19 protein-coding genes are annotated in these 20331 nt (G+C 65.7%); 4 read left to right on the plus strand and 15 right to left on the minus strand.

Annotation, left to right across the window (positions count from 1 at the left end):
* Positions 1–114: 114 nt before the first annotated feature.
* From CCO03_RS12650 to CCO03_RS12680, 7 genes are all read right to left on the minus strand, one after another.
* A complete protein-coding gene (locus CCO03_RS12650) occupies positions 115–1368 on the minus strand; it encodes a D-alanyl-D-alanine carboxypeptidase family protein (protein ID WP_087281572.1) in 1254 nt (417 codons plus the stop codon).
* Between the two features lie 454 nt (positions 1369–1822).
* Positions 1823–3361, minus strand: coding sequence for a 2-isopropylmalate synthase (locus CCO03_RS12655; protein WP_087281574.1), 1539 nt, complete (start codon positions 3359–3361; stop codon positions 1823–1825).
* A gap of 28 nt (positions 3362–3389) precedes the next feature.
* Positions 3390–5075, minus strand: coding sequence for a 2-isopropylmalate synthase (gene leuA / locus CCO03_RS12660; protein ID WP_087281576.1), 1686 nt, complete (start codon positions 5073–5075; stop codon positions 3390–3392).
* Positions 5076–5421: 346 nt separating this feature from the next.
* Positions 5422–6285: a CDP-diacylglycerol--serine O-phosphatidyltransferase gene (pssA, locus tag CCO03_RS12665; RefSeq protein WP_087281578.1), complete on the minus strand. Its 864-nt coding sequence runs from the start codon at positions 6283–6285 to the stop codon at positions 5422–5424.
* 184 nt (positions 6286–6469) lie between these two features.
* Positions 6470–7486, minus strand: a complete 1017-nt coding sequence (gene ilvC, locus CCO03_RS12670) for a ketol-acid reductoisomerase (protein WP_087281580.1) — start codon at positions 7484–7486, stop codon at positions 6470–6472.
* A 145-nt stretch (positions 7487–7631) separates the two neighbouring features.
* A complete protein-coding gene (gene ilvN, locus CCO03_RS12675) occupies positions 7632–8123 on the minus strand; it encodes an acetolactate synthase small subunit (protein WP_087281582.1) in 492 nt (163 codons plus the stop codon).
* Positions 8124–8272: 149 nt separating this feature from the next.
* On the minus strand, positions 8273–10048 hold the full coding sequence (locus CCO03_RS12680; RefSeq protein WP_087281584.1) for an acetolactate synthase 3 catalytic subunit: 1776 nt from the start codon (positions 10046–10048) through the stop codon (positions 8273–8275).
* A gap of 285 nt (positions 10049–10333) precedes the next feature.
* Between CCO03_RS12680 and CCO03_RS12685 the strand changes: the two genes are divergently transcribed.
* The 3 genes from CCO03_RS12685 to CCO03_RS12695 are packed head-to-tail and all read left to right on the plus strand — an operon-like array spanning position 10334 to position 11869.
* Positions 10334–10897, plus strand: coding sequence for an RNA polymerase sigma factor (locus tag CCO03_RS12685; RefSeq protein WP_087281585.1), 564 nt, complete (start codon positions 10334–10336; stop codon positions 10895–10897).
* Positions 10898–10905: 8 nt separating this feature from the next.
* Positions 10906–11337, plus strand: coding sequence for a DUF3619 family protein (locus CCO03_RS12690; protein ID WP_157667671.1), 432 nt, complete (start codon positions 10906–10908; stop codon positions 11335–11337).
* A gap of 7 nt (positions 11338–11344) precedes the next feature.
* A complete protein-coding gene (locus tag CCO03_RS12695; protein WP_087281589.1) occupies positions 11345–11869 on the plus strand; it encodes a DUF3106 domain-containing protein in 525 nt (174 codons plus the stop codon).
* 356 nt (positions 11870–12225) lie between these two features.
* Here CCO03_RS12695 and CCO03_RS12700 read toward each other — a convergent pair whose 3' ends face one another.
* The 5 genes from CCO03_RS12700 to CCO03_RS12720 form a co-directional block, all read right to left on the minus strand.
* Positions 12226–13218, minus strand: a complete 993-nt coding sequence (locus CCO03_RS12700; RefSeq protein ID WP_087281591.1) for a Bug family tripartite tricarboxylate transporter substrate binding protein — start codon at positions 13216–13218, stop codon at positions 12226–12228.
* A gap of 185 nt (positions 13219–13403) precedes the next feature.
* On the minus strand, positions 13404–14042 hold the full coding sequence (gene maiA, locus CCO03_RS12705) for a maleylacetoacetate isomerase (RefSeq protein WP_087281593.1): 639 nt from the start codon (positions 14040–14042) through the stop codon (positions 13404–13406).
* A gap of 2 nt (positions 14043–14044) precedes the next feature.
* Entirely contained in the window at positions 14045–15328 is a 1284-nt protein-coding gene (gene fahA, locus CCO03_RS12710; RefSeq protein WP_087281594.1) for a fumarylacetoacetase, read from the minus strand.
* Complete coding sequence (locus CCO03_RS12715) at positions 15325–15864, minus strand: VOC family protein (RefSeq protein ID WP_087281595.1); 540 nt, start codon at positions 15862–15864, stop codon at positions 15325–15327. The genes fahA and CCO03_RS12715 overlap by 4 nt, the downstream gene beginning before the upstream one ends.
* A 36-nt stretch (positions 15865–15900) precedes the next feature.
* A complete protein-coding gene (locus CCO03_RS12720; RefSeq protein ID WP_087281597.1) occupies positions 15901–16896 on the minus strand; it encodes a Bug family tripartite tricarboxylate transporter substrate binding protein in 996 nt (331 codons plus the stop codon).
* Positions 16897–16994: 98 nt separating this feature from the next.
* Between CCO03_RS12720 and CCO03_RS12725 the strand changes: the two genes are divergently transcribed.
* Positions 16995–17900: a LysR family transcriptional regulator gene (locus CCO03_RS12725; protein WP_087281599.1), complete on the plus strand. Its 906-nt coding sequence runs from the start codon at positions 16995–16997 to the stop codon at positions 17898–17900.
* A gap of 193 nt (positions 17901–18093) precedes the next feature.
* Here CCO03_RS12725 and CCO03_RS12730 read toward each other — a convergent pair whose 3' ends face one another.
* From CCO03_RS12730 to CCO03_RS12740, 3 genes are read right to left on the minus strand one after another with little or no spacing between them, the layout of a single operon-like run.
* Positions 18094–18687, minus strand: coding sequence for an LOG family protein (locus tag CCO03_RS12730; RefSeq protein ID WP_087284646.1), 594 nt, complete (start codon positions 18685–18687; stop codon positions 18094–18096).
* A gap of 20 nt (positions 18688–18707) precedes the next feature.
* A complete protein-coding gene (locus CCO03_RS12735) occupies positions 18708–19130 on the minus strand; it encodes a diacylglycerol kinase (protein ID WP_087281601.1) in 423 nt (140 codons plus the stop codon).
* Complete coding sequence (locus CCO03_RS12740; RefSeq protein WP_087281603.1) at positions 19127–19699, minus strand: RDD family protein; 573 nt, start codon at positions 19697–19699, stop codon at positions 19127–19129. The genes CCO03_RS12735 and CCO03_RS12740 overlap by 4 nt, the downstream gene beginning before the upstream one ends.
* Between the last annotated feature and the right edge of the window lie 632 nt (positions 19700–20331).

The raw sequence follows: 20331 nt of genomic DNA on the forward strand, positions 1-20331 counted from the left end.
CCGCTGGCGCCACGCATGGAATCACGCAAGCCCGGTTGACCCGCAAAAGCCAGAGGCCAGTGACCGTGGCAACGGTCACTGGCCTCCTGTCAGCAGATGAAAGGCTTCTGCGCGTCAGCCGCCGTGGTGAGCCAGCGTGGTGCTGCGGCTGTCTTCGACCCAGCGGCGCACGCGCTGCGCATCGGCAATGCGGCTGCTGGTCGAGTTCGAATCGAGGAACACCATGACCAGGTTGCGGCCGTTCACGCGGCTTTGCATGACCAGGCACTGACCGGCTTCGGAGATGTAGCCGGTCTTCTGCAAGCCGATGGTCCAGCTGGGCTCGTGCACCAGGCGGTTGGTGTTGTTGAACTGCACGAAGCGGTTGCCCAGGGCAACCTCGAACCCGGGCGAGGTCGTCAAGGCGCTCAACAGCGGGTCTTTGGCGGCAATGCCCACCAAACGCGCCAGGTCAGCCGGCGACGACTGGTTCTGGTTCGACAGGCCCGTGGGCTCGACGTAGTGGGTGTCGGTCATGCCCAGCAGCCGGGCCTTGGCGTTCATGGCGGACACGAAGCGCTCGATGCCGCCCGGATAGGTGCGGCCCAGCGCGTGGGCGGCGCGGTTCTCGCTCGACATGAGGGCCAGGTGCAGCAGCTCGCCGCGGCTGAGTTGCGTGCCCACGGGCAGACGCGAGCGGGTGCCCTTCAGCGTGTCGACGTCGGCGTCGGAGATGGTGATGGTTTCATCCAGCGGCTGCTTGGCTTCGGACACCAGCAGGCCGGTCATGAGCTTGGTGATGGACGCGATGGGCAGCACCGCGCGCTCGTTCTTGGACAACAGCATTTCCTGCGTGTCCTGATCGATCACGATGGCTGCCGACGAGGCGAGGCCGATCGGATCGCTGGCCTGATCCAGACCGGCGCGCTCGGCAAACGACAAGCGTGCTGGCGCGCGCGCGACCTCGGCGCGGGCCGACTTCGCCAGCGACACGGCGCGCACACGGTCTTCGCGCACCGCCTTGCGGTTCTTGGGAGCTTCGGCCAGGGCCGTGGCCCGGCCTTTGGCGTTCTTGCCCTTGCCGTTGCGGGCCTCCTGGGTGTCACGCGCAGTGGCCGCCGGCTTGGCCTTGCCTTTGGCGGTTTTCTCGGCCTTGGCGCTGGACTTGGCCGGGCTGGCCTTGGTCGCTTTGGCCACCGCAGCCTTGCTGGCTTTGGGAGCCGACTTGGAGGCGGCCGGCTTGCGCGGCGCCTCTTTCGCCTGTGCCAGCGGAGCGAGCGCCAGGCCCGCGAGGCTCAGGGTGCAGGCCAGCAACCAGGTTTTGGATTCGCGCTTGATGCGATGAGGCACGGCCTTGACGGCCAGGGAAAAGCGCGAAACGTCATACATGTAAGCACCCGTGCAGCAAATGAGGCAGGTGCCAAGTGTAATCGCACAAAAAAAGCAGCGCAATATCAATCATTTGCACCGCTCTTTTGAACCAGCCTGTGAGATGCCTCTCTTCACACAGACTTCACGCCCGCGCCGGGGGCCAGGTGAAGGCTTTGGATCCAAAGGGGTGCGATGGCATGGCCCGCGCCGCGGCAGGCGCGCCAGCGGCGTCAGCTCGCGCGCTGTGACGCTGGCGGCTTGAACCGATTCCGGCGCCAGCCCCCACCAGTCAAACCGCCACGCACGTCAACGAGCAGGCTGAACAGAGCCAGCGGACGCCGTCCCGGCCGCCAAGCCGTGCACCGCAGGAATGCCAAGCTGACGATGGCCAGCCACAGCGAACAGTGTTGCCCCCGCCGCAACGCAAATGGCCCAGTCTTGGCCTGCCTCACGAGGACAGGCCACCGCGTCCTCAGCCTTGTGCGGCCACGCGATCGGTGTTGTCGTGCAGCTTGTTCAGCGCGCTGAGGTAGGCCTTGGCCGAGGCCACGACGATGTCGGGATCCGCACCCACGCCATTGACCACGCGGCCATGGTTTTGCAGGCGCACCGTGACTTCGCCCTGGCTTTCGGTCGAGCCGCTGATGGCATTGACCGAATACAGCACCATCTCGGCGCCGCTTTTCACGTGCGACTCAATGGCCTTGAGCGAGGCATCGACGGGGCCATTCCCCTCGGACTCGCCACGCACCTCCTGGCCACCCACGGTGAAGACGATCTCGGCCCGGGGACGCTCGCCGGTCTCGCTGCGCTGGGCCAGCGAGACGAAGCCGAACTGCTCCTGGTGGCTGTGTTGCGACTGATCGGCCACCAGGGCCAGGATGTCCTCGTCGAAGATGTCGGCCTTCTTGTCGGCCAGGTCCTTGAAGCGGTTGAAGGCCGCGATGGTCTCGGCTTCGGACTCCATCACCACGCCCAGCTCCTGCAGGCGCTGCTTGAAGGCGGTGCGGCCCGAGAGCTTGCCCAGCACGATCTTGTTCGCGCTCCAGCCCACGTCCTCGGCGCGCATGATTTCGTAGGTGTCGCGCGCCTTCAGCACACCGTCCTGGTGGATGCCCGAGGCATGGGCGAACGCGTTGGCGCCGACCACGGCCTTGTTGGGCTGCACCACGAAGCCCGTGGTCTGGCTGACCATGCGGCTGGCCGCGACGATGTGGCGGGCATCGATGCCGACCTCCAGGCCGAAGTAGTCTTTGCGCGTCTTGATCGCCATGACGACTTCTTCGAGCGAGCAGTTGCCGGCACGCTCGCCCAGGCCATTGATGGTGCACTCGATCTGGCGCGCACCGCCGATCTTCACGCCGGCCAGGGAATTGGCCACGGCCATGCCCAGGTCGTTGTGGCAATGCACCGACCAGACGGCCTTGTCGCTGTTGGGGATGCGCTCGCGCAGGTTCTTGATGAACGCCCCATACAGCTCGGGAATGGCGTAGCCCACGGTATCGGGCACGTTGATGGTGCTGGCCCCCTGCTTGATGACCTCTTCGATCACGCGGCACAGGAAATCCGGCTCGCTGCGGTAGCCGTCTTCGCAGCTGTACTCCACGTCGTCGACCAGGTTGCGCGCGAAGCGCACCGCCTGCCGGGACTGCTCGAACACCTCGTCGGGCGTCATGCGCAGCTTCTTCTCCATGTGCAGGGGGCTGGTGGCGATGAAGGTGTGGATGCGGCCACGCGCCGCATCCTTCAAGGCCTCGCCGGCGCGCGCGATGTCGCGGTCGTTGGCCCGCGAGAGCGAGCACACGGTCGAATCCTTGATGGCGCGCGCAATGGTCTGCACGCATTCGAAATCGCCGTTGGAGCTGGCCGCAAACCCCGCTTCGATCACGTCCACCTTCAGTCGTTCGAGCTGCCGCGCGATGCGCAGTTTCTCGTCCTTGGTCATGGACGCGCCGGGCGATTGCTCGCCGTCGCGCAAGGTGGTGTCGAAAATGATGAGTTTGTCGGTCATGGTGGGCTCCAGCAGGCGATCATCCGAATCAGGATGCCGCAGTTTCGTGGGCAGGGCTGGTGTTCACGGCAGGGACGCGGTTCACACCCGAGACGATGGCACGCAGCGAGGCCGTGACGATGTTGGCATCCATGGCCACGCCGTACACGGTGTGGGCATCGTCCACCCGCATTTCAACGTAGGCCACCGCCTTGGCGTCTGCACCCTGGCCGATGGCATGCTCGGTGTAGTCCAGCACGCGGATGCTGCGCCCCATGGCCTCGCCCACGCCCTGCACCCAGGCGTCGATCGGGCCCGCGCCCTGCCCCTTCACGGACCAGGATTGGTCAATCACCGAGACAGTACCCGAGATTTCCGTTACTTCACCCTTGGTTGCAAGCTGATACTCCACCTTGGAGCCGGCGTTCAAGCCGTACTCGCGCTCGAAGATGCCCCACAGGTCCTTGGCGGTGAACTCCTTGCCCGTGGCGTCCATGGCACGCTGCACCGCCTGGCTGAACTCGATCTGCAGGCGACGCGGCAACTGCAAGCCGTATTCGCTTTCGAGCAGGTACGAAATGCCGCCCTTGCCCGACTGGCTGTTGACGCGGATCACGGCCTCGTAGCTGCGGCCCACGTCCTTGGGGTCGATCGGCAGGTAGGGCATTTCCCAGACATCGCCGTCCTTGCGCGCCCCGAAGGCCTTCTTGATCGCGTCCTGGTGCGAGCCCGAGAACGAGGTGTAGACCAAATCGCCCACATAGGGGTGGCGCGGGTGCACGGGCAACTGGTTGCAGTACTCGACCGTGCTGCGGATGGCGTCGATGTCGGAGAAATCCAGCTCGGGCGACACGCCTTGGCTGTACATGTTGAGCGCCACGTTGACCACGTCGAGGTTACCGGTGCGCTCGCCATTGCCGAACAGGCAGCCTTCCAGGCGGTCGGCGCCGGCCAGCAAGGCCAGCTCGGCGGTCGCGGTGCCCGTGCCGCGGTCGTTGTGCGGGTGGATGGACAAGACGATGGCATCGCGGCGGGCGATGTGGCGACCGGTCCACTCCACCATGTCGGCGAAGACATTGGACGTGCAGCACTCCACGGTGGTCGGCAGGTTGATGATGCACTTCTTGGCCGGCGTGGGCTCCCAAACGGCCGTCACGGCATCGATGACGCGCGCCGAGAACGCCAGCTCGGTGTCCGAGTACATCTCGGGCGAGTACTCAAAGGTCCAATCGGTGGCGGGCTGCTTGGCGGCGAGGTCCTTGAACATCTGCGCATGGTCGACGGCGAGCTGCACGATCTCGTCCTCGCTCATGTTCAGGACGACGCGGCGCATGACCGGTGCCGTGGCGTTGTAGAGGTGCACGATCACGCGCGGCACGCCCACCAACGACTCGAAGGTGCGCTCGATCAGCTCGGGGCGCGCCTGGGTCAGCACCTGGATGGTCACATCGTCGGGGATGCGGTTCTCGTCGATGAGCTTGCGCAGGAAGTCAAACTCGATCTGGGAGGCCGACGGAAAACCCACCTCGATTTCCTTGAAGCCGATCTTCACAAGCTGCTCGAACATCTTGAGCTTGCGCGGGATGTCCATGGGCTCGATCAAGGCCTGGTTGCCATCGCGCATGTCCACGCTGCACCAGATCGGGGCGCGGGTGATCGTGGCATTGGGCCAGGTGCGATCGGTCAAACCGATGGACTTGGCGGCGCGGTACTTGGTGCTGGGGTTTTTCAACATGGGACTCTCCGAAACATGAGGGTTGAACTTGTGGTCCTGAACTCATTGCACCGGGCCCCAAATGTGAAACGGCCCGCTGCGCTGGCAAACGGGCCGAAGACTTGAGGGAATGAACGCGCTCTGCTTTGAATCAGGTACGCGCGCACCCGCTATCCCGCCCGTTGGGCGTTAGTAGCAGAGCAATGGCGTAGGCATTCATAAGGGAAGCAATGTAGCACACAAACCGGTGAGTGCACGCATTTTTTGCGGTCCTGGCCTTGGCTTGGACGAGGCATGGATCCCAAAATGGGAGTATCCACCTGAGTGCGTCATCTGTTAGACGCTTGTCATTCGATACCCCTGCCGATCACTCGTGCAAGCCCCGCTCCTCGGGCTCGTCGGTCGAGGTGCTCACGATGCTCACGCGCTCGCCTTTGGCGCGTCGCCACACATAGACGGCGTAGCCCGACAGCGAGTAGGCCAGGAAGATCAGGAACAGCATGGTGGCCGGCTCGATGGAAATCACGGCGATGAGCAAGGCGATCACCACCAGGATGACGAAGGGCACGCTGCGGCTGCCGCCAAAGTCCTTGAAGCTGTAATACGGGATGTTGGTGACCATGGTCAGGCCGGCGAACAGCGTGATCACGAACATCAGCCACGACAGGTCGCCACGGTCGGTGGGCAGGCCGCCAAACCAGGAAATGACGGTGCGGAAGATCACGGCATCGCGGTGCGCCTCCAGCATGGCACTGGTCAGCCAGATGAAGCCGCAGACGAGCGCCGCCGCCGACGGCGACGGCAGCCCCTGGAAAAAACGCTTGTCCACCACACTGGTGTTGACGTTGAACCGCGCCAGACGCAGCGCAGCACAGGCACAGTAGATGAAGGCCGCGATCCAGCCCCAGCGGCCCAGCGGCTTCAGGGCCCATTCGTAGGCGATGAGCGCGGGCGCCGCGCCGAACGACACCATGTCCGACAGCGAATCCATCTGCTCGCCAAAGGCGCTCTGCGTGTGCGTCATGCGCGCAACGCGGCCATCGAGGCTGTCGAGCACCATGGCGGCAAAGATGCCGGTGGTGGCCAGGTCAAAACGGCCGTTGATGGCCATGACGATGCCGTAGAACCCCCCAAACAGGGCCGCCAGCGTGAACAGGTTGGGCAGCACATAGATGCCCTTGGAGCGGCGGCGAACGGGCTGATCCACAGCGTCAGAAGTGTTGGGTTCCATGAGGCGATCTTACGTGAGCAGGGGTTTGCAACGGCCTGGGCCATCCAGAAACACCGAGCCGCGGACGCTTTGCAGCGCCGGGGCATGTCGCGGGGCGTCGGGCACGAAAAAGCCACCGCTGAACGGTGGCTCGTGGGGGCCTTGCAAGGCCCGCCCGGCCGCTGGGACCGGGCGCTCTGGCGCATCAGTTGCGGGTCTGGTCGACCAGCTTGTTCTTGGCGATCCAGGGCATCATGGCGCGCAGCTGGCCACCCACCTGCTCGATCGGGTGATCGGCGGTGTTGCGGCGGCGTGCGGTCATGCTGGGGTAGCCCAGACGGCCTTCGGCGATGAACATCTTGGCGTATTCGCCGTCTTGAATGCGCTTGAGCGCATTGCGCATCGCCTTGCGCGACTCTTCGTTGATGACTTCGGGGCCGGTCACGTACTCGCCGTACTCGGCGTTGTTGGACACCGAGTAGTTCATGTTGGCGATGCCGCCTTCGTAGATCAGGTCCACGATCAGCTTGAGCTCGTGCAGGCACTCGAAGTAGGCCATTTCGGGCGCGTAGCCGGCTTCCACCAGGGTTTCGAAGCCCATCTTCACCAGCTCGACGGCGCCACCGCACAGCACGGCCTGCTCGCCGAACAGGTCGGTCTCGGTTTCTTCCTTGAAGTCGGTTTCGATGATGCCGGCCTTGCCGCCACCGTTGGCCATGGCATAGGACAGGGCCAGGTCACGCGCCTTGCCGCTCTTGTCCTGGTGCACCGCCACCAGGTGGGGCACGCCGCCACCTTGGGTGTAGGTGTTGCGCACGGTGTGGCCAGGGGCCTTGGGCGCCACCATCCACACGTCCAGGTCGGCGCGCGGCACGACCTGGTTGTAGTGCACGTTGAAGCCGTGGGCAAACGCCAACGAGGCGCCCTGCTTGATGTTGGGCTCGACGTTTTCCTTGTAGACCTTGGCGATGTCTTCGTCCGGCAACAAGATCATGACCACGTCAGCGGCCTTCACGGCGTCGTTGACTTCCAGCACCGTCAGGCCGGCCTTTTCGACCTTGGGCCACGAAGCGCCGCCCTTGCGCAGGCCGACCACGACCTTCACGCCGCTGTCGTTGAGGTTTTGCGCGTGCGCATGGCCTTGGCTGCCATAGCCGATGATGGCCACGGTCTTGCCCTTGATCAGGCTCAGGTCACAGTCCTTGTCGTAAAAAACTTTCACAGCTCTCTCCTGGGGGTAAACATGCCGTTGGGTGGACACCCATCTGTCATCCAAGCGGCGATGTGCTTTCAAATCAACCAATGAACAAAGGGGGTATAGCCCGATTGCCGTTCAAATACCAACGGCAACACAGGCATACTGCCAATCACACACGCAGCACGCGCTCGCCGCGGCCCACGCCGCTGGTGCCGGTGCGCACGGTTTCGAGGATGGCCGCCGGATCGATCGCGCGCAGGAAGGCGTCGTTCTTGGACTGGTCACCCGTGAGCTCGACGGTGTAGCTCTTGTCGGTCACGTCGATGATGCGGCCGCGGAAGATGTCGCTCGTGCGTTTGACCTCTTCGCGTTCCTTGCCGACGGCGCGCACCTTCACGATCATGAGTTCGCGCTCGATGTAAGGGCCTTCGGTCAGGTCGACCACCTTCACCACCTCGATGAGGCGGTTCAGGTGCTTGGTGATCTGCTCGATCACGTCATCCGAGCCGTCGGTGCGGATCGTCATGCGCGACAGGCTGGGGTCTTCGGTGGGCGCCACCGTGAGCGACTCGATGTTGTAGCCGCGCGCAGAAAAAAGGCCCACCACACGCGACAGGGCACCTGCCTCGTTCTCGATGAGCACCGCAATGATGTGTTTCATGACAAAAGAGTCCTCTTTTCGCCGCCCTCCCCGCGCACCGGTAAGTGCGCAGCTCGGCGGTCAATAGATTCGTCAGGGGAAATGGCCCGAACCGTGGGTCCCGGCCGCAAAGATGCGCCCGCAGGTCTTGCCTGCAGAGCGCGCAGGCGTCACAGGTCTTCGCTGGTCAACAGCATCTCGGTGATGCCCTTGCCGGCTTGCACCATGGGGAACACGTTCTCGGTCGGGTCGGTGCGGAAGTCCATGAACACCGTGCGATCCTTGAGCTTGCGTGCTTCACGCAGCGCCGGCTCCACGTCGCGCGGGTCTTCGATCAGCATGCCGACGTGGCCATAGGCCTCGGCCAGCTTGACGAAGTTAGGCAGCGCATCCATGTAGCTGTGGCTGTAGCGGCCCGAATACTCGATTTCCTGCCACTGACGCACCATGCCCAGGTAGCGGTTGTTCAGCGACAGCACCTTGATCGGGGTGTTGTATTGCAGGCAGGTGGACAGCTCCTGGATGTTCATCTGCACCGAGCCTTCGCCCGTCACGCAGAACACCTCGGACTCTGGCTTGGCCAGCTTGATGCCCATGGCGTAGGGAATGCCCACGCCCATGGTGCCCAGGCCACCCGAATTGATCCAGCGGCGTGGCTCGTCGAAGCGGTAGTACTGCGCCGCCCACATCTGGTGCTGGCCGACGTCCGAGGTCACGTAGGCATCGGCATCCTTGGTCATCTCCCACAGGGTCTGGATGACCTTTTGCGGCTTGATGACCGAGGTGTTGTTGCTGTCGTAAGCCATGCAGTCGCGGGCACGCCACTCGTTGATCGTGGCCCACCACTCCTGCAGCGCAGACTCGTTGGGCTTGAGGGCGCCCTCCTCGATCATGGCGATGAGCTCGCCCAGCACTTCCTTCACATCGCCCACGATGGGCACATCGACCTTCACGCGCTTGGAGATCGACGAGGGGTCGATGTCGATGTGGACGATCTTGCGATCCATCGACGCGAAGTGCTTGGGGTTGCCGATCACGCGGTCGTCGAACCGCGCACCGACGGCCAGCAGCACGTCGCAATGCTGCATGGCGTAGTTGGCTTCCAGCGTGCCATGCATGCCCAGCATGCCCAGGAACTGGGGATTGCTGGCGGGGAAGGCACCCAAGCCCATCAGGGTGTTGGTGACCGGGTAGCCCGTCAATGCCGCCAGCTTGCGCAGCTCGGGCGCAGCATTGGCCAACACCACCCCGCCGCCGGTGTAGATGTAGGGACGCTTGGCCGACATCAACAGCTGCAGGGCCTTGCGGATCTGACCGCTGTGGCCCTTGCGCACGGGGTTGTACGAGCGCATGTGCACCGAGCTGGGGTAGCCGGTGTACGGGGTCTTGTTGAAGGACACGTCCTTGGGCACGTCGATCACCACCGGGCCGGGGCGGCCCGTGCGGGCGATGTGGAAGGCCTTCTTCACCACATCGGCCATGTCGGCCGCGTCCTTGACCAGGAAGTTGTGCTTGACGATGGGGCGCGTGATGCCCACGGTATCGCACTCCTGGAAGGCGTCCAAGCCGATCGCCGCGGTGGGAACCTGACCGCTGATGATGACCATGGGGATGCTGTCCATGTACGCCGTGGCGATGCCGGTGACCGCATTGGTCAGGCCGGGCCCCGAGGTCACCAGCGCCACGCCCACATCGCCGGTGGCGCGGGCGTAGCCGTCGGCCGCATGCACGGCAGCCTGCTCGTGGCGAACCAGCACGTGCTGGATGCTCTCTTGCCGGTACAGCGCGTCGTAGATGTGGAGCACGGCGCCGCCGGGGTAACCCCAGACATGCTTGACGCCTTCGGCTTGCAGGGAGCGGATGAGGATTTCTGCGCCGCGAAGCTCCGTGGCAGATTTGTCGGAGGCGGCTGCAGCCGAGCTGATTTCGGCCTTGTTGATTTCCATGCTGTTAACCTTTGGAGTATTTCTCTAACGAAAAACCTTGGGTGCCCCTTGGCCAAGCCCTTGTGAGGCCGCGTCAGGACTTGAGGACCAGGACATGAACGGCATGTGCTTCACCGTCGGACCGGGCCCCGTTTTTTGATGCTTGTGTGAACCAGAAGCTGCGCATTATGGCACCTTCGTGGCAAGGGCAGACCAAACTGCGCGTACCATTTCGGCCCTGTTGGTCCACGCCGACCCCGGTCATGGGGGTCTCGGCCATGACACATCGGATACGAGACACGAATTTTGGCCACTGAACAGGAACTGTCGGATTTTTTGAAGGACGTGGAGCTTCGGGCCTTCAAACGTGCCGCCTACCACCTGCGGGACGACGATGCCGCACTGGACGTGGTGCAAGATGCCATGATCAAGCTGGCACGCCAGTACGCGGATCGGCCGGTCACCGAATTTCCGATGCTGTTCCAGCGCATCCTGAGCACCACCATGCTGGACTGGTTCCGGCGCCGCAAGGTGCACACGGCATTGTTCTCCAACGCCGCCGACATGCGGTCCGACGAGGACACGGGCTTCGACGTGCTGGAGGCCTTGATCACCAGCCAGGCCAGCGGCCAGGTCGAAAGTGCCGAGCATGCCGTGGAACGGAATGAAACCCTCGCGGTCATAGAGGAAGAAATTCAAGGTTTGCCGGCTCGTCAACGCGAAGCCTTCCTGCTGCGTTATTGGGAGGAAATGGACGTCGCCGAAACGGCACAGGTCATGGGATGTTCGGAGGGCAGCGTGAAGACGCACTGCTCCCGAGCCGTTCATGCCCTGGCAAAAGCCCTGAACGCCCGTGGATTGCGACTATGAGTTCGGACATGCCAGTCACCCCCCCTTCTCCAGAGAGGCAGCGCAGCACCCAGGTGGATCGCCTGGGCAGCCTCATGGCGCATCGCTTGAATGAATCGCCCGCGTCCCCCGACGTGCGCGAACGCCTGCGCGTGGCGCGGGAACAGGCGCTGCGTGCCGCGCGCCAACAGCAGCAGGCGCCCGCGTCGTGGTGGCAGCGCCTCAAACACCGCTGGGCGCAGCAGCCCGGCCAGATGTGGAACGTGGTCGCCGTGACCGCCGGTGCGGCCGCATTCGCCGTCAGCTTTCTGGTCGTGCAGGCCGTGAACGATGCGCGCGAGACCTCGGAGCTGGCCGAGGTCGACACCATGCTGCTGACCGACGACCTGCCGCCCGAGGCCTATTCAGACCCCGGCTTCATGCGCTTCCTGCGCAACACGCCGGACAATTCCCAGGAGTGAGGCCATCGTGAAGCGCTCTCTGCCCGCACGCCTGCTCACGCTGACCCTGCTGGGCGTGTTCGGCGGCTGGGCAACCCAGGTGGCGCTGCCGCTGGCGCAGGCCCAGCCTGCGCCGATGCTGACGAGCGTGAGCTGGGGCAGCCTGAGTGCCAGCCAGAAGGCCGCGCTGCAACCGCTGGCCGAGCGCTGGTCCGCCATGTCCCCTGAACACCAGCGCAAGTGGCTGGCCGTGTCGAGCAACTACAAGCAGCTGTCGCCTCCCGAGCAAGCGCGCCTGCACGAACGCATGCTGGATTGGGCCAAGATGAGCAAGGCCGAGCGCATGCAGGCGCGGCGCAACTACGGCAACGCCAAGGGCGAGCTGTCGGCCGACGAGCGCAAGGCCAAATGGGATGCGTTCAAAAGCCTGGACGACGACGAGCGCGAAGCCCTGGCACGCGAGGGCAACCCCACGCGCATCCGCAGCACCGCGCCGGCTGTGCAGCCGCAACCGCTGAACGTGAAGCTGCCGGCGCAAAAGCCGCAGCGCTGACATCGCGCCCCAAGCGATTTGCTGAACCGTCATGGTGCCGGGGCCACTCGAAGCGCCAGGTAGACCGACGATGCGGGTCCAGAAGAGCCCAGCTACGCTGTTTCCATCGCAAACATACAGCACAGTATCACCCTTTTCCCGTTATACAAACAACGGGAACAGCAGCATACCCCTCACAAATTCATTCCCCAATGACAACACCCCCATAGGCGCTGGTCGTTGGTGAATCCGGCGCCTGGCAGCTCGACCTTGGCCTATCGGCGGAACAGGCCCCACCTCCTGCGGGGTCTGTCAGCGCCAATCACCGGGGTCGTGCCTCCGGTGATCGACCTGGCCCATGCGCTGTCTGGTCGCCTTCAGGGCCTGGCAGGCGCATCCAGCTTGGCCAGCTCGCGGTACTTGGCGGTGTTCTGGGCCAGGTAATGCACGAAGGCCTGGCCGCTGCGGGGCGCCACGGTGGCCCCCAGCGTGGTGCGCGAGAACTCGGCGAACTCGGGCGACTTGGCGATCGCCACCCACACCTGCTCCAGCGCCTTCACGCGCTCGGGCGGCGTCTTGCTGCTGACGGCAAAGCCGGTCCACACCACACTGTCCCAGCCCGGATGCCCCAGCTCCGCCACGGTCGGCACGTCCGGCAAAAACGGGTGCCGGGCCAGGCCGGTCTGCGCAATCGGCCGCAGCTTGCCGCTCTCGATGAGCGGACGCGCGCCGGACACGTCGGTGCCGTGCACATCCACCTGCCCGCCGATGACGTCGGTGTTGGCCTGGCCGCCACCCTTGTAGTTCACGTGGTTGAAGCGCGCGCCCGTCATGCGCTCGATGTCCAGCGCGGCGAAGCGGTAGTAATGGCCGTAGTTCGCATAGGACACGGTGCCCGGCTTGGCCTTGGCCGCAGTCACCAGATCCTGAAAGGTCTTGTAGGGCGAATCGGGCCGCACCACCAGCACGCTGGGCCCTTCGGTGAGCTGCACGAGGGGCGTCAGGTCGCGCTGCGGGTTGTAGGCCAGGTCTTTTTCGACGATGGGATTGATGACCATCGATGAGGGCGTGATGTACAGCAGGGTCTGGCCATCGGCCGGGGCATTGATGACCGCCAGGGTGCCGATCGCGAGGTTGGCGCCCGGCTTGTTTTCCACGATGGCCGGCTTGCCGGTGACCGCCTCGTAACGGCGCGCCAGAAACCGCGCGCTCACGTCGGCGCCGCTGCCCGGCCCCAGCGGCACCACGATGCGCAGCGGCGCAGACGATTGCGCCAACACGGTGGAGCCGGATGCGAGGGCGGCCAGGGCCAGCGCGCTCGCACAAGAGCCGTGAATCAAACGTTGGAGGACAAGGCGACGGGCGGGCATGGGGTGATCTCCGGGGCAAAGGTGAACAGGTCAGCCGGGGGTCGAGTCCTGCAACCGCACCGATCACCCGACACCACAGATCCCCATGGAAACGCGGCGCCCGCCCTGCACCCTGTCCCCCACGTGTCGGATTGCGGGAAAACGTTCAGTCCCTCGCACGCTTGGCGCTGCGGCCCTGGCTGGCCTCAGGCCACGAAGTCGGGCTGGTTCGCCGGCGCTGCCGCCTGGAACGCCGGCTGGGCCATGCAGTGCGCATGGATGGCGGCGATGCGCGGAAACGCGTGCATCGCGCACCCCATGCGCTGCGCATTGGCCACCTGCGGCACCAGGCAGCAATCGGCCAGTGTGGGCTGTTCGCCAAAGCAATACGGCCCGTGGCCATGGCGCGCCAGCAATTGCTCGGTCGCCTCCAGGCCCTCGGCCACCCAGTGCTGGTACCAGGCCTGCTTCTGCGCGTCGCTCACCCCCAGCACCTGCTGCAGGTAACGCAGCACCCGCATGTTGTTGACCGGGTGGATGTCGCACGCCACGCCCAGGGACAGCTCGAGCACCCGCGCGCGCGCCTCGCCGGCTTCGGGAATCAGCCGGGGCACGGGATGGCGCGCGTCCAGGTAGTCGATGATGGCCAGCGACTGCGTGAGCACGAAGTCGCCATCGACCAGCACCGGCACGCCGGCCGAGGGGTTGAGTCCCACATGCGCGGCGCTGCGCTGGGCCTGCTCGCGCAGGTTGACCGGCAGGCTGGTGGCCGACACGCCTTTGAGCGCCAGCGCAATGCGCACCCTGAAGGAGGTGGAGCTGTTGAAGTAGCCGTGAAGGTCCATGGCTAGCCTTTCGTGAACACCGGCAGCACCGTGCCCCGGCATTCGCCAAAGCCGATGCGGCGCGCGCCCTCGCGCGCGCACCAGCCCCGCAGGATGACGGTGTCGCCATCCTCCAGAAAGCCGCGCTGCTCCCCATTCGACAGCGTGATGGGGTACTTGCCCCCGGTGGTCAGCTCCAGCAGCGAGCCGCACTGCGCCTTGGTCGCGCCCGACAACGTACCCGAGCCGAACAGGTCGCCCGCACGCAGCGCGCAGCCATTGACGGTGTGGTGCGTCACCAGCTGCGCGGCTGTCCAATAGGCCGCTTCGGCAAAGTTGGACTCGGCGATCACGTCGCCGGCATACCCGTCCTGCGCCATGCGGGCCGTCTGCAACACCACCTCCATCTGGATGTCGAAGGCACCGTGGGCGCGGTTGTCGGCCGAATCGAGGTACGGCAGCGGCTCCGGGTCGCCAACGGGGCGCGCAAAGGGGCGGCGAAACGGCGCCAGGGCCTCCAGCGTCACCATCCAGGGCGACACCGTGCTCGCGAAGTTCTTGCCCAGAAACGGACCCAGCGGCTGGTACTCCCAGGCCTGGATGTCGCGCGCGCTCCAGTCGTTGAACAGCGTGATGCCAAACAGGTGCTGCTCGGCCTCGTCGATCGGCACGGGCTCGCCCTGCGCATTGGGCTGACCGATGAACAACCCCAGCTCCAGCTCGATGTCGAGACGCGCGCAGGGAGCCAGCTCAGGCTGCGACGCCTGCGCGGGCTTGATTTGCCCCATGGGGCGGTGGAAGGCCGAGCCGCTGGCCTGCAGCGTGGAGCTGCGGCCGTGGTAGCCAATCGGCACCCAGGCGTAATTGGGCAGCAAGGGGTTCTCCGGCCGAAACTGCCGCCCCACTTCCATGGCGTGGTGAATGCCCACGTAGAAGTCGGTGTAGTCGCCCACCTCGCACGGCAGTCCCAGCGCCACATCCGCCTGCGCCAGCAGCGCACGCGCATAGGCAGCCTGCTGCGCACTGCCTTCGCGCAGCCCCTCGGACAGCGCCGTGCGCAACGCACGCCGCTCGGCAGGCGCGGCCTGCATCAGGCGGTTCATGTCCCCATGGTCGATGAGGCCGGCGGCGCGCAGGTCCAGCACCTGGTCGCCAACGGCCACCCCGATGCGCCAGGCCGCATCGCCTGGCTGGCGGAATCGGCCAAATGGCAGGTTCTGGATCGGGAAATCGGTGGTGTCGGTGTTGGCCGACGCAACCCAGCTCTGCAGCTGGGGGTCCAGGGTGGGGTCAAACGCAGTGGTCATTGGGTGAATTCTCGTGCGTGCAGGAAGTCGGCATGCTTGGGCGCCCGCTTGGTCTTGGACCAATCCTCCAGCATGTCCCATTTGACGGCGTCGAGCTTGCGGATCATGGCCTCCTCGTCGGGGTCCGGGCAGGCCAGTTCCAGGCGGTGGCCGTTGGGGTCGAAGAAGTAGATCGAGTGGAAGGCGCCATGGTCGGTCACGCCCAGCACGTCCACGCCCTGCGCCTCCAGGTGTGCCTTGAAGGCCAGCAGCTCGGCGCGGTCCTTCACGCGGAAGGCGATGTGCTGCACCCACTCCGGCGTGTTCGGGTCGCGCCCCATGGGCGGCTGGGTGGGCAGCTCGAAAAAGGCCAGCACGTTGCCCTGCCCGGCATCGAGGAAGACGTGCATGTACGGATCCGGTGCCTTGGTCGAGGGCACCTGGTCCTCGGCAATGGCCAGCACGAAATCCATCTTCAGCATCTGCTGGTACCAGAGCACAGTTTCCTTGGCGTCTTTGCAGCGGTACGCCACGTGGTGAATGCGGTCGATTTTCACAGCGTCTCTCCTGACAAGGTGGTGGCGCAGCCGGCATCAGCTTTCGAGCTTGATGCCGCGCTCGCGGATGAGGGCATGCCACAGCTTGGTTTCCGATTCGATGTAGCGGGCCATGCCGGCCGCATCGCTGGGGATGGGCTCCAGGCCGAACTCGGTCAGCGCCTTGTGCACCGCCGGCGCGGCCATGGCCTGCTGCAGCTCGCTCGACAGCTTCTGGCGCACGGCCTCCGGTGTGGCAGCGGGCACCACCAGGCCTTGCCAGGCGTAGACCTCCACGCCCGGCACGCCCAGCTCCTGAAAGGTCGGCACCTCGGGGAACTGCGGCAGCCGCTTGGCCGAGGCCACCGCCAGTGCTTTGAGCTTGCCGCCCTTGAGGTGCGGCAGGGCCGCGGCCGTGTCCAGCATCATGACGGCGATGCGCCCGGCCAGTACATCCTGCACGGCGGGCGCTGCGCCCTTGTAGGGGATGTGCGCCGCCTCGAATCCGGCCCGGCTCTTGATGAGCTCCATCGCCAGGTGATGCGGCCCGCCGGCGCCCGGCGAGGCGAACTGCACCTTCTGCGGGTCGGCCTTGGCGGCGGCGATCACGGCCTGGGCCGTGGCATAGCCGGTGGTGGGGTTGCTGACCAGCAGCAGCGGAAACCGGGCCATGAGGCCAATGGGGGCGAAGTCCGCCACCTTGTAGGGCAGCTTGGCGTACAGCGCCGGGTTGAAGACCAGCGAGCCGTTGTCGGCGTGGAACACGGTGTAGCCATCGGCGGGGGCGCGGGCCGCCAGCTGCGCCCCCACGATGGTCGCGGCGCCGGGCCGGTTGTCCACCACCACCGACTGGCCCACGCGCTTGCCGACTTCGATGGACACGGCGCGGGCCACGAAATCCGTGCCCCCTCCCGGCGAGTACGGCACGATCCAGGTGATGGGCTTGCTGGGATATGCCGCTTGCGCGTGGGCCGGCCAAGCGGCGCCCAGCGAACCGGCCAGGGCCAGCTGGATGAGCTCACGGCGGGACGGCTGGCGTGGGGATGGGGTCATGGTGTCTCCTGTCGGTGGTTGACTGTCTCACCCCGATTGCATCGCATCCACACTTATCATTCAAACCGTTTCTTTTGATGAATTCAGAAGCTCATCCAATGAATGTCACCCTGCGTCAGCTGCGCGCCTTTTTGGCCGTGAGCCGCACCGGCAGCTTCACGTTGGCCGCAGAGAGCCTGTACATCACCCAGTCCGCCCTCAGTGGCCTCATCAAGGAGCTGGAGAAGACCCTGGGGGCACGCCTGCTGGACCGCAGCACGCGCCGCATCCACCTGACCGAGCTGGGTGAACGCCTCTACCCCTCGCTGGAGCGCGTGCTGCACGACCTCGACAACGCGCTGCAGCAGGCCGTGGCCGAGCAGGCGCTGCAAACCGGCCTGGTGCGCGTGGCCGCCTCGCAGCTGCTGGCCTCCACGTTGATGCCGGATCTCATCGCCGCCTACCGGGCCGAGCACCCCACCATCGACGTGCGGCTGGTGGATGTGCCCGTCGAGTCCGTCATGGCGCGCGTGTTCGCCGGCGAGGTCGACCTCGGCATCGGCCCCGAGCGCGAGCCCAACTCCGACATCACCTCGACCCGGCTGTTCGACGGCCCCTTCATGGCCGTCATGCCCGCCGAACACCCGCTGGCCCGTCCCGACGCCCTGCACTGGGCGCAGCTGCTGGCCCACCCCCTCATCACGCTGCAAGGGCAATTCACCGAACGGCTGAAGCAGGACCTGCGCAGCGCCGCCCCCACGCTGGTGTTCGCGCCCACCACCGAGGTCGCCTACATGTCCACCGCACTGTCCATGGTCAAGGCCGGGCTGGGCGTCGGCTTGTGCATTCCCTACGCCTCGTCGCTGGTGGCGCTCTACGGCCTGCAGATGCGCCCGGTGGTCGGCCCCGAAATCCGCCGCAATTTCGAGGTCTTCACCCGCCGCAACCGCACGCTGCCAGCCGCCGCGCAGGGCTTTTTGTCCTTCATCGGGCCCCGCATCCGGGCCATGCCGCACCTGCGTTGAGGGGGCGCGTGCCACAGCCTGGCCATGCCCGCTGCGCCTTCAGCGAGGTGGAAGCGAAATGACGGCCAAGTCGTCCAAGGATGCTCAGGCGGATTCAACCGAGGGGTTTGAACGGCGCCGCATCACTGCACGACAGAAGTATTAGGCCATTACCGTTTGATTACCATCGGCAATCAAGGCATACCCCGCCCCATCAAGTCTGAGACAGATCCTGATCCTCGGGGCGGCGAGTCTGGCAGGCCGCGCGCAGCTCGGTCAGCAACGGCACGGCGGCATCGCCCCAACGCACCAGCGCGTTCTGCCAATCGCCCATGAAGCCTTGTGCGGTGACGTGATCGATGAAGCGGGCCAGCGGCTCGTAGAAGCCGTGCGCGTTCAAGATGCCGATGGGCTTGTCGTGGTAGCCCAGCTGCCGCCAGGTCCAGACCTCGAACAGCTCTTCAAAGGTGCCGATGCCGCCCGGCAACGCCAAAAACGCCTGCGCGTGCTCGGCCATCAGGCGCTTGCGCTCGTGCATGTTGGGCACCACGTGCAGCTCGGTACAGCCGCGGTGGGCATGCTCCTTGTCGACCAGCGCCTGCGGGATGACGCCGATCACCCGGCCACCCGCCGCCAGCGTGGCATCGGCCACCACGCCCATGAGGCCGGCCTTGCCGCCGCCATAGACCAGCTGGCCGCCCTGCTCGCCAATCCAGTGGCCCACCTCGTGCGCCAGCGCCGCAAACTCGGGCCGCAGACCGGGCCGGGAACCGCAATAGACACAGATCGAAAACGCAGGCACTGTCATCGTGAGCCGCTCATCCTTGTTCACGCCACAAACCGGGCACACAGGGCCGCAACCCAGATGCCCACCATCAACAGCAGGGCCAGCAACACCGCGGCACTGCCCATGTCCTTGGCTTTTTTCGACAGCGCATGGCGCTCGGGGCCGATGCGGTCGATGGCCGCCTCCACGGCCGTGTTCAGCAGCTCGACCACCATCACGGCCACCACGCTGGCGATCAGCACCGCGGTTTCTAGCCAGCTGCGGCCCAGCCAGCAGGCGGCCGGCAGCAGAACCACCGCCATCAGCACCTCTTGCCGGAACGCCTTCTCGCCCCAGCCGGCCCGCAACCCGGCCAGCGAGTACCCCAGCGCATGCCACAGGCGCGCCAGGCCGGTGCGGTGTTTTTGCGCGTCCACGGGTTCCAGCCCGACGTCGTCGGTGGCGGGTGAAGGTTTGGGCGTCATGACGGCTTCGTGGCCTCGGGGGCTGGGGGGACGGAGTTGGCGGGGGCGGTGGCGTCGATCAGGCGCGTCCCCGCCAGGTGGTCGTGCCAGAACTGGCGCTGCGGGTGAAACCGCGCCAGCAGCGCCCACACCCACACCCAGCCGACCAGCAGCACCCCCAGCTCGGCCAGCGACAGGCGCGCCACACCCATCAGCGCCAGCGGCGGCAGCACCCAGACCCAGGACAGCACGTAGCGCACGAACGCGCGCACCTGGCCCACGGGCCGCCCCTGCGTGTCGGTGATGCGCACGCGCCAAGTCTTCATCGCCAGCGTCTGGCCCTTGGACCAGAACCAGACAAAGTAGATGCCGCACACGATGAACAGGAACAGCTGCAGCAGGCCATGCAGGGCATCGTTGCTGCGCGCCGGGGCAAACAGGCTGAACAGCGCCGTGGCAAAGAAGTAAACACCGAACAGCAGCATGCCCTCGTACAGCCAGCACGCCATGCGTCGCACCAGCGAAGGCGCGCGCAGCACCGGCGCCGCGCCGTCGGCGCAAGCGGCCGCCATGGCAGCGGAATCGTCCATCAGCGGGGCTGCCCGTCCAGCAGGCGGGGCCCACACGCCGCGTGCGCTCGCAGAGCGGGTTCGAGCCTTGTGCGTCGGCAGTCCATGTTCATGCAGTACCTTGGTCAGTCGATGATTCATTCAACGGCAAATGGCCCATACTCCTTGTACAACGGGCAGGAAGCCTCGGCCATTCTACAAGTGGCGACCGGGCCGACGTGACGCCGCAGCTGCACCGCGCAAGGCTCACGGGATGGGGCGGTCCATGCCATGCCGCTCGGCACGCCATTGGCGACGCGGACTCGGTCCGCTCGTGATCCATCGTCGGTGAGCATGCGAGGCCGGCCAACAGTTCGGCACGATTCGCCTGCCGGACGCTTTGCCACAGCGCTTGTCGCCCACTCGCGTGCCGAGAGCCCACCACCCGCTCCGTCATCCCAGGCAGATCAACCGTGTCCCGCGCAAGCCCACCGCCAGGCCGCATCCGGTCGCACAATCCGCGTCAGACGTCCACGCCGGCTGCCCTGCGACAGACTGCACCGCTTGCCTCTCGTTCTGTCTTGCCGGCTTGCCGCTGGCGCGAATCCAGATCGCACACGCTGTCGGTCAGGCGGGCGTCTTCCTCCGCCGCCATCCTCGCGGCCACTTGCCCA

This window comes from Comamonas serinivorans, assembly GCF_002158865.1.
GTDB lineage: Bacteria > Pseudomonadota > Gammaproteobacteria > Burkholderiales > Burkholderiaceae_C > Comamonas_E > Comamonas_E serinivorans.

Excerpts from the sequence above, each read along its gene's own strand:
- CCO03_RS12650 (WP_087281572.1), bottom strand. The coding sequence starts at position 1,368 with ATGTATGACGTTTCGCGCTTTTCCCTGGCCGTCAAGGCCGTGCCTCAT.
- CCO03_RS12655 (WP_087281574.1), bottom strand. The coding sequence starts at position 3,361 with ATGACCGACAAACTCATCATTTTCGACACCACCTTGCGCGACGGCGAG.
- leuA (WP_087281576.1), bottom strand. The coding sequence starts at position 5,075 with ATGTTGAAAAACCCCAGCACCAAGTACCGCGCCGCCAAGTCCATCGGT.
- pssA (WP_087281578.1), bottom strand. The coding sequence starts at position 6,285 with ATGGAACCCAACACTTCTGACGCTGTGGATCAGCCCGTTCGCCGCCGC.
- ilvN (WP_087281582.1), bottom strand. The coding sequence starts at position 8,123 with ATGAAACACATCATTGCGGTGCTCATCGAGAACGAGGCAGGTGCCCTG.
- CCO03_RS12680 (WP_087281584.1), bottom strand. The coding sequence starts at position 10,048 with ATGGAAATCAACAAGGCCGAAATCAGCTCGGCTGCAGCCGCCTCCGAC.
- CCO03_RS12690 (WP_157667671.1), top strand. The coding sequence starts at position 10,906 with ATGCCAGTCACCCCCCCTTCTCCAGAGAGGCAGCGCAGCACCCAGGTG.
- CCO03_RS12700 (WP_087281591.1), bottom strand. The coding sequence starts at position 13,218 with ATGCCCGCCCGTCGCCTTGTCCTCCAACGTTTGATTCACGGCTCTTGT.
- maiA (WP_087281593.1), bottom strand. The coding sequence starts at position 14,042 with ATGGACCTTCACGGCTACTTCAACAGCTCCACCTCCTTCAGGGTGCGC.
- fahA (WP_087281594.1), bottom strand. The coding sequence starts at position 15,328 with ATGACCACTGCGTTTGACCCCACCCTGGACCCCCAGCTGCAGAGCTGG.
- CCO03_RS12720 (WP_087281597.1), bottom strand. The coding sequence starts at position 16,896 with ATGACCCCATCCCCACGCCAGCCGTCCCGCCGTGAGCTCATCCAGCTG.
- CCO03_RS12725 (WP_087281599.1), top strand. The coding sequence starts at position 16,995 with ATGAATGTCACCCTGCGTCAGCTGCGCGCCTTTTTGGCCGTGAGCCGC.
- CCO03_RS12730 (WP_087284646.1), bottom strand. The coding sequence starts at position 18,687 with ATGACAGTGCCTGCGTTTTCGATCTGTGTCTATTGCGGTTCCCGGCCC.
- CCO03_RS12735 (WP_087281601.1), bottom strand. The coding sequence starts at position 19,130 with ATGACGCCCAAACCTTCACCCGCCACCGACGACGTCGGGCTGGAACCC.
- CCO03_RS12740 (WP_087281603.1), bottom strand. The coding sequence starts at position 19,699 with ATGGACGATTCCGCTGCCATGGCGGCCGCTTGCGCCGACGGCGCGGCG.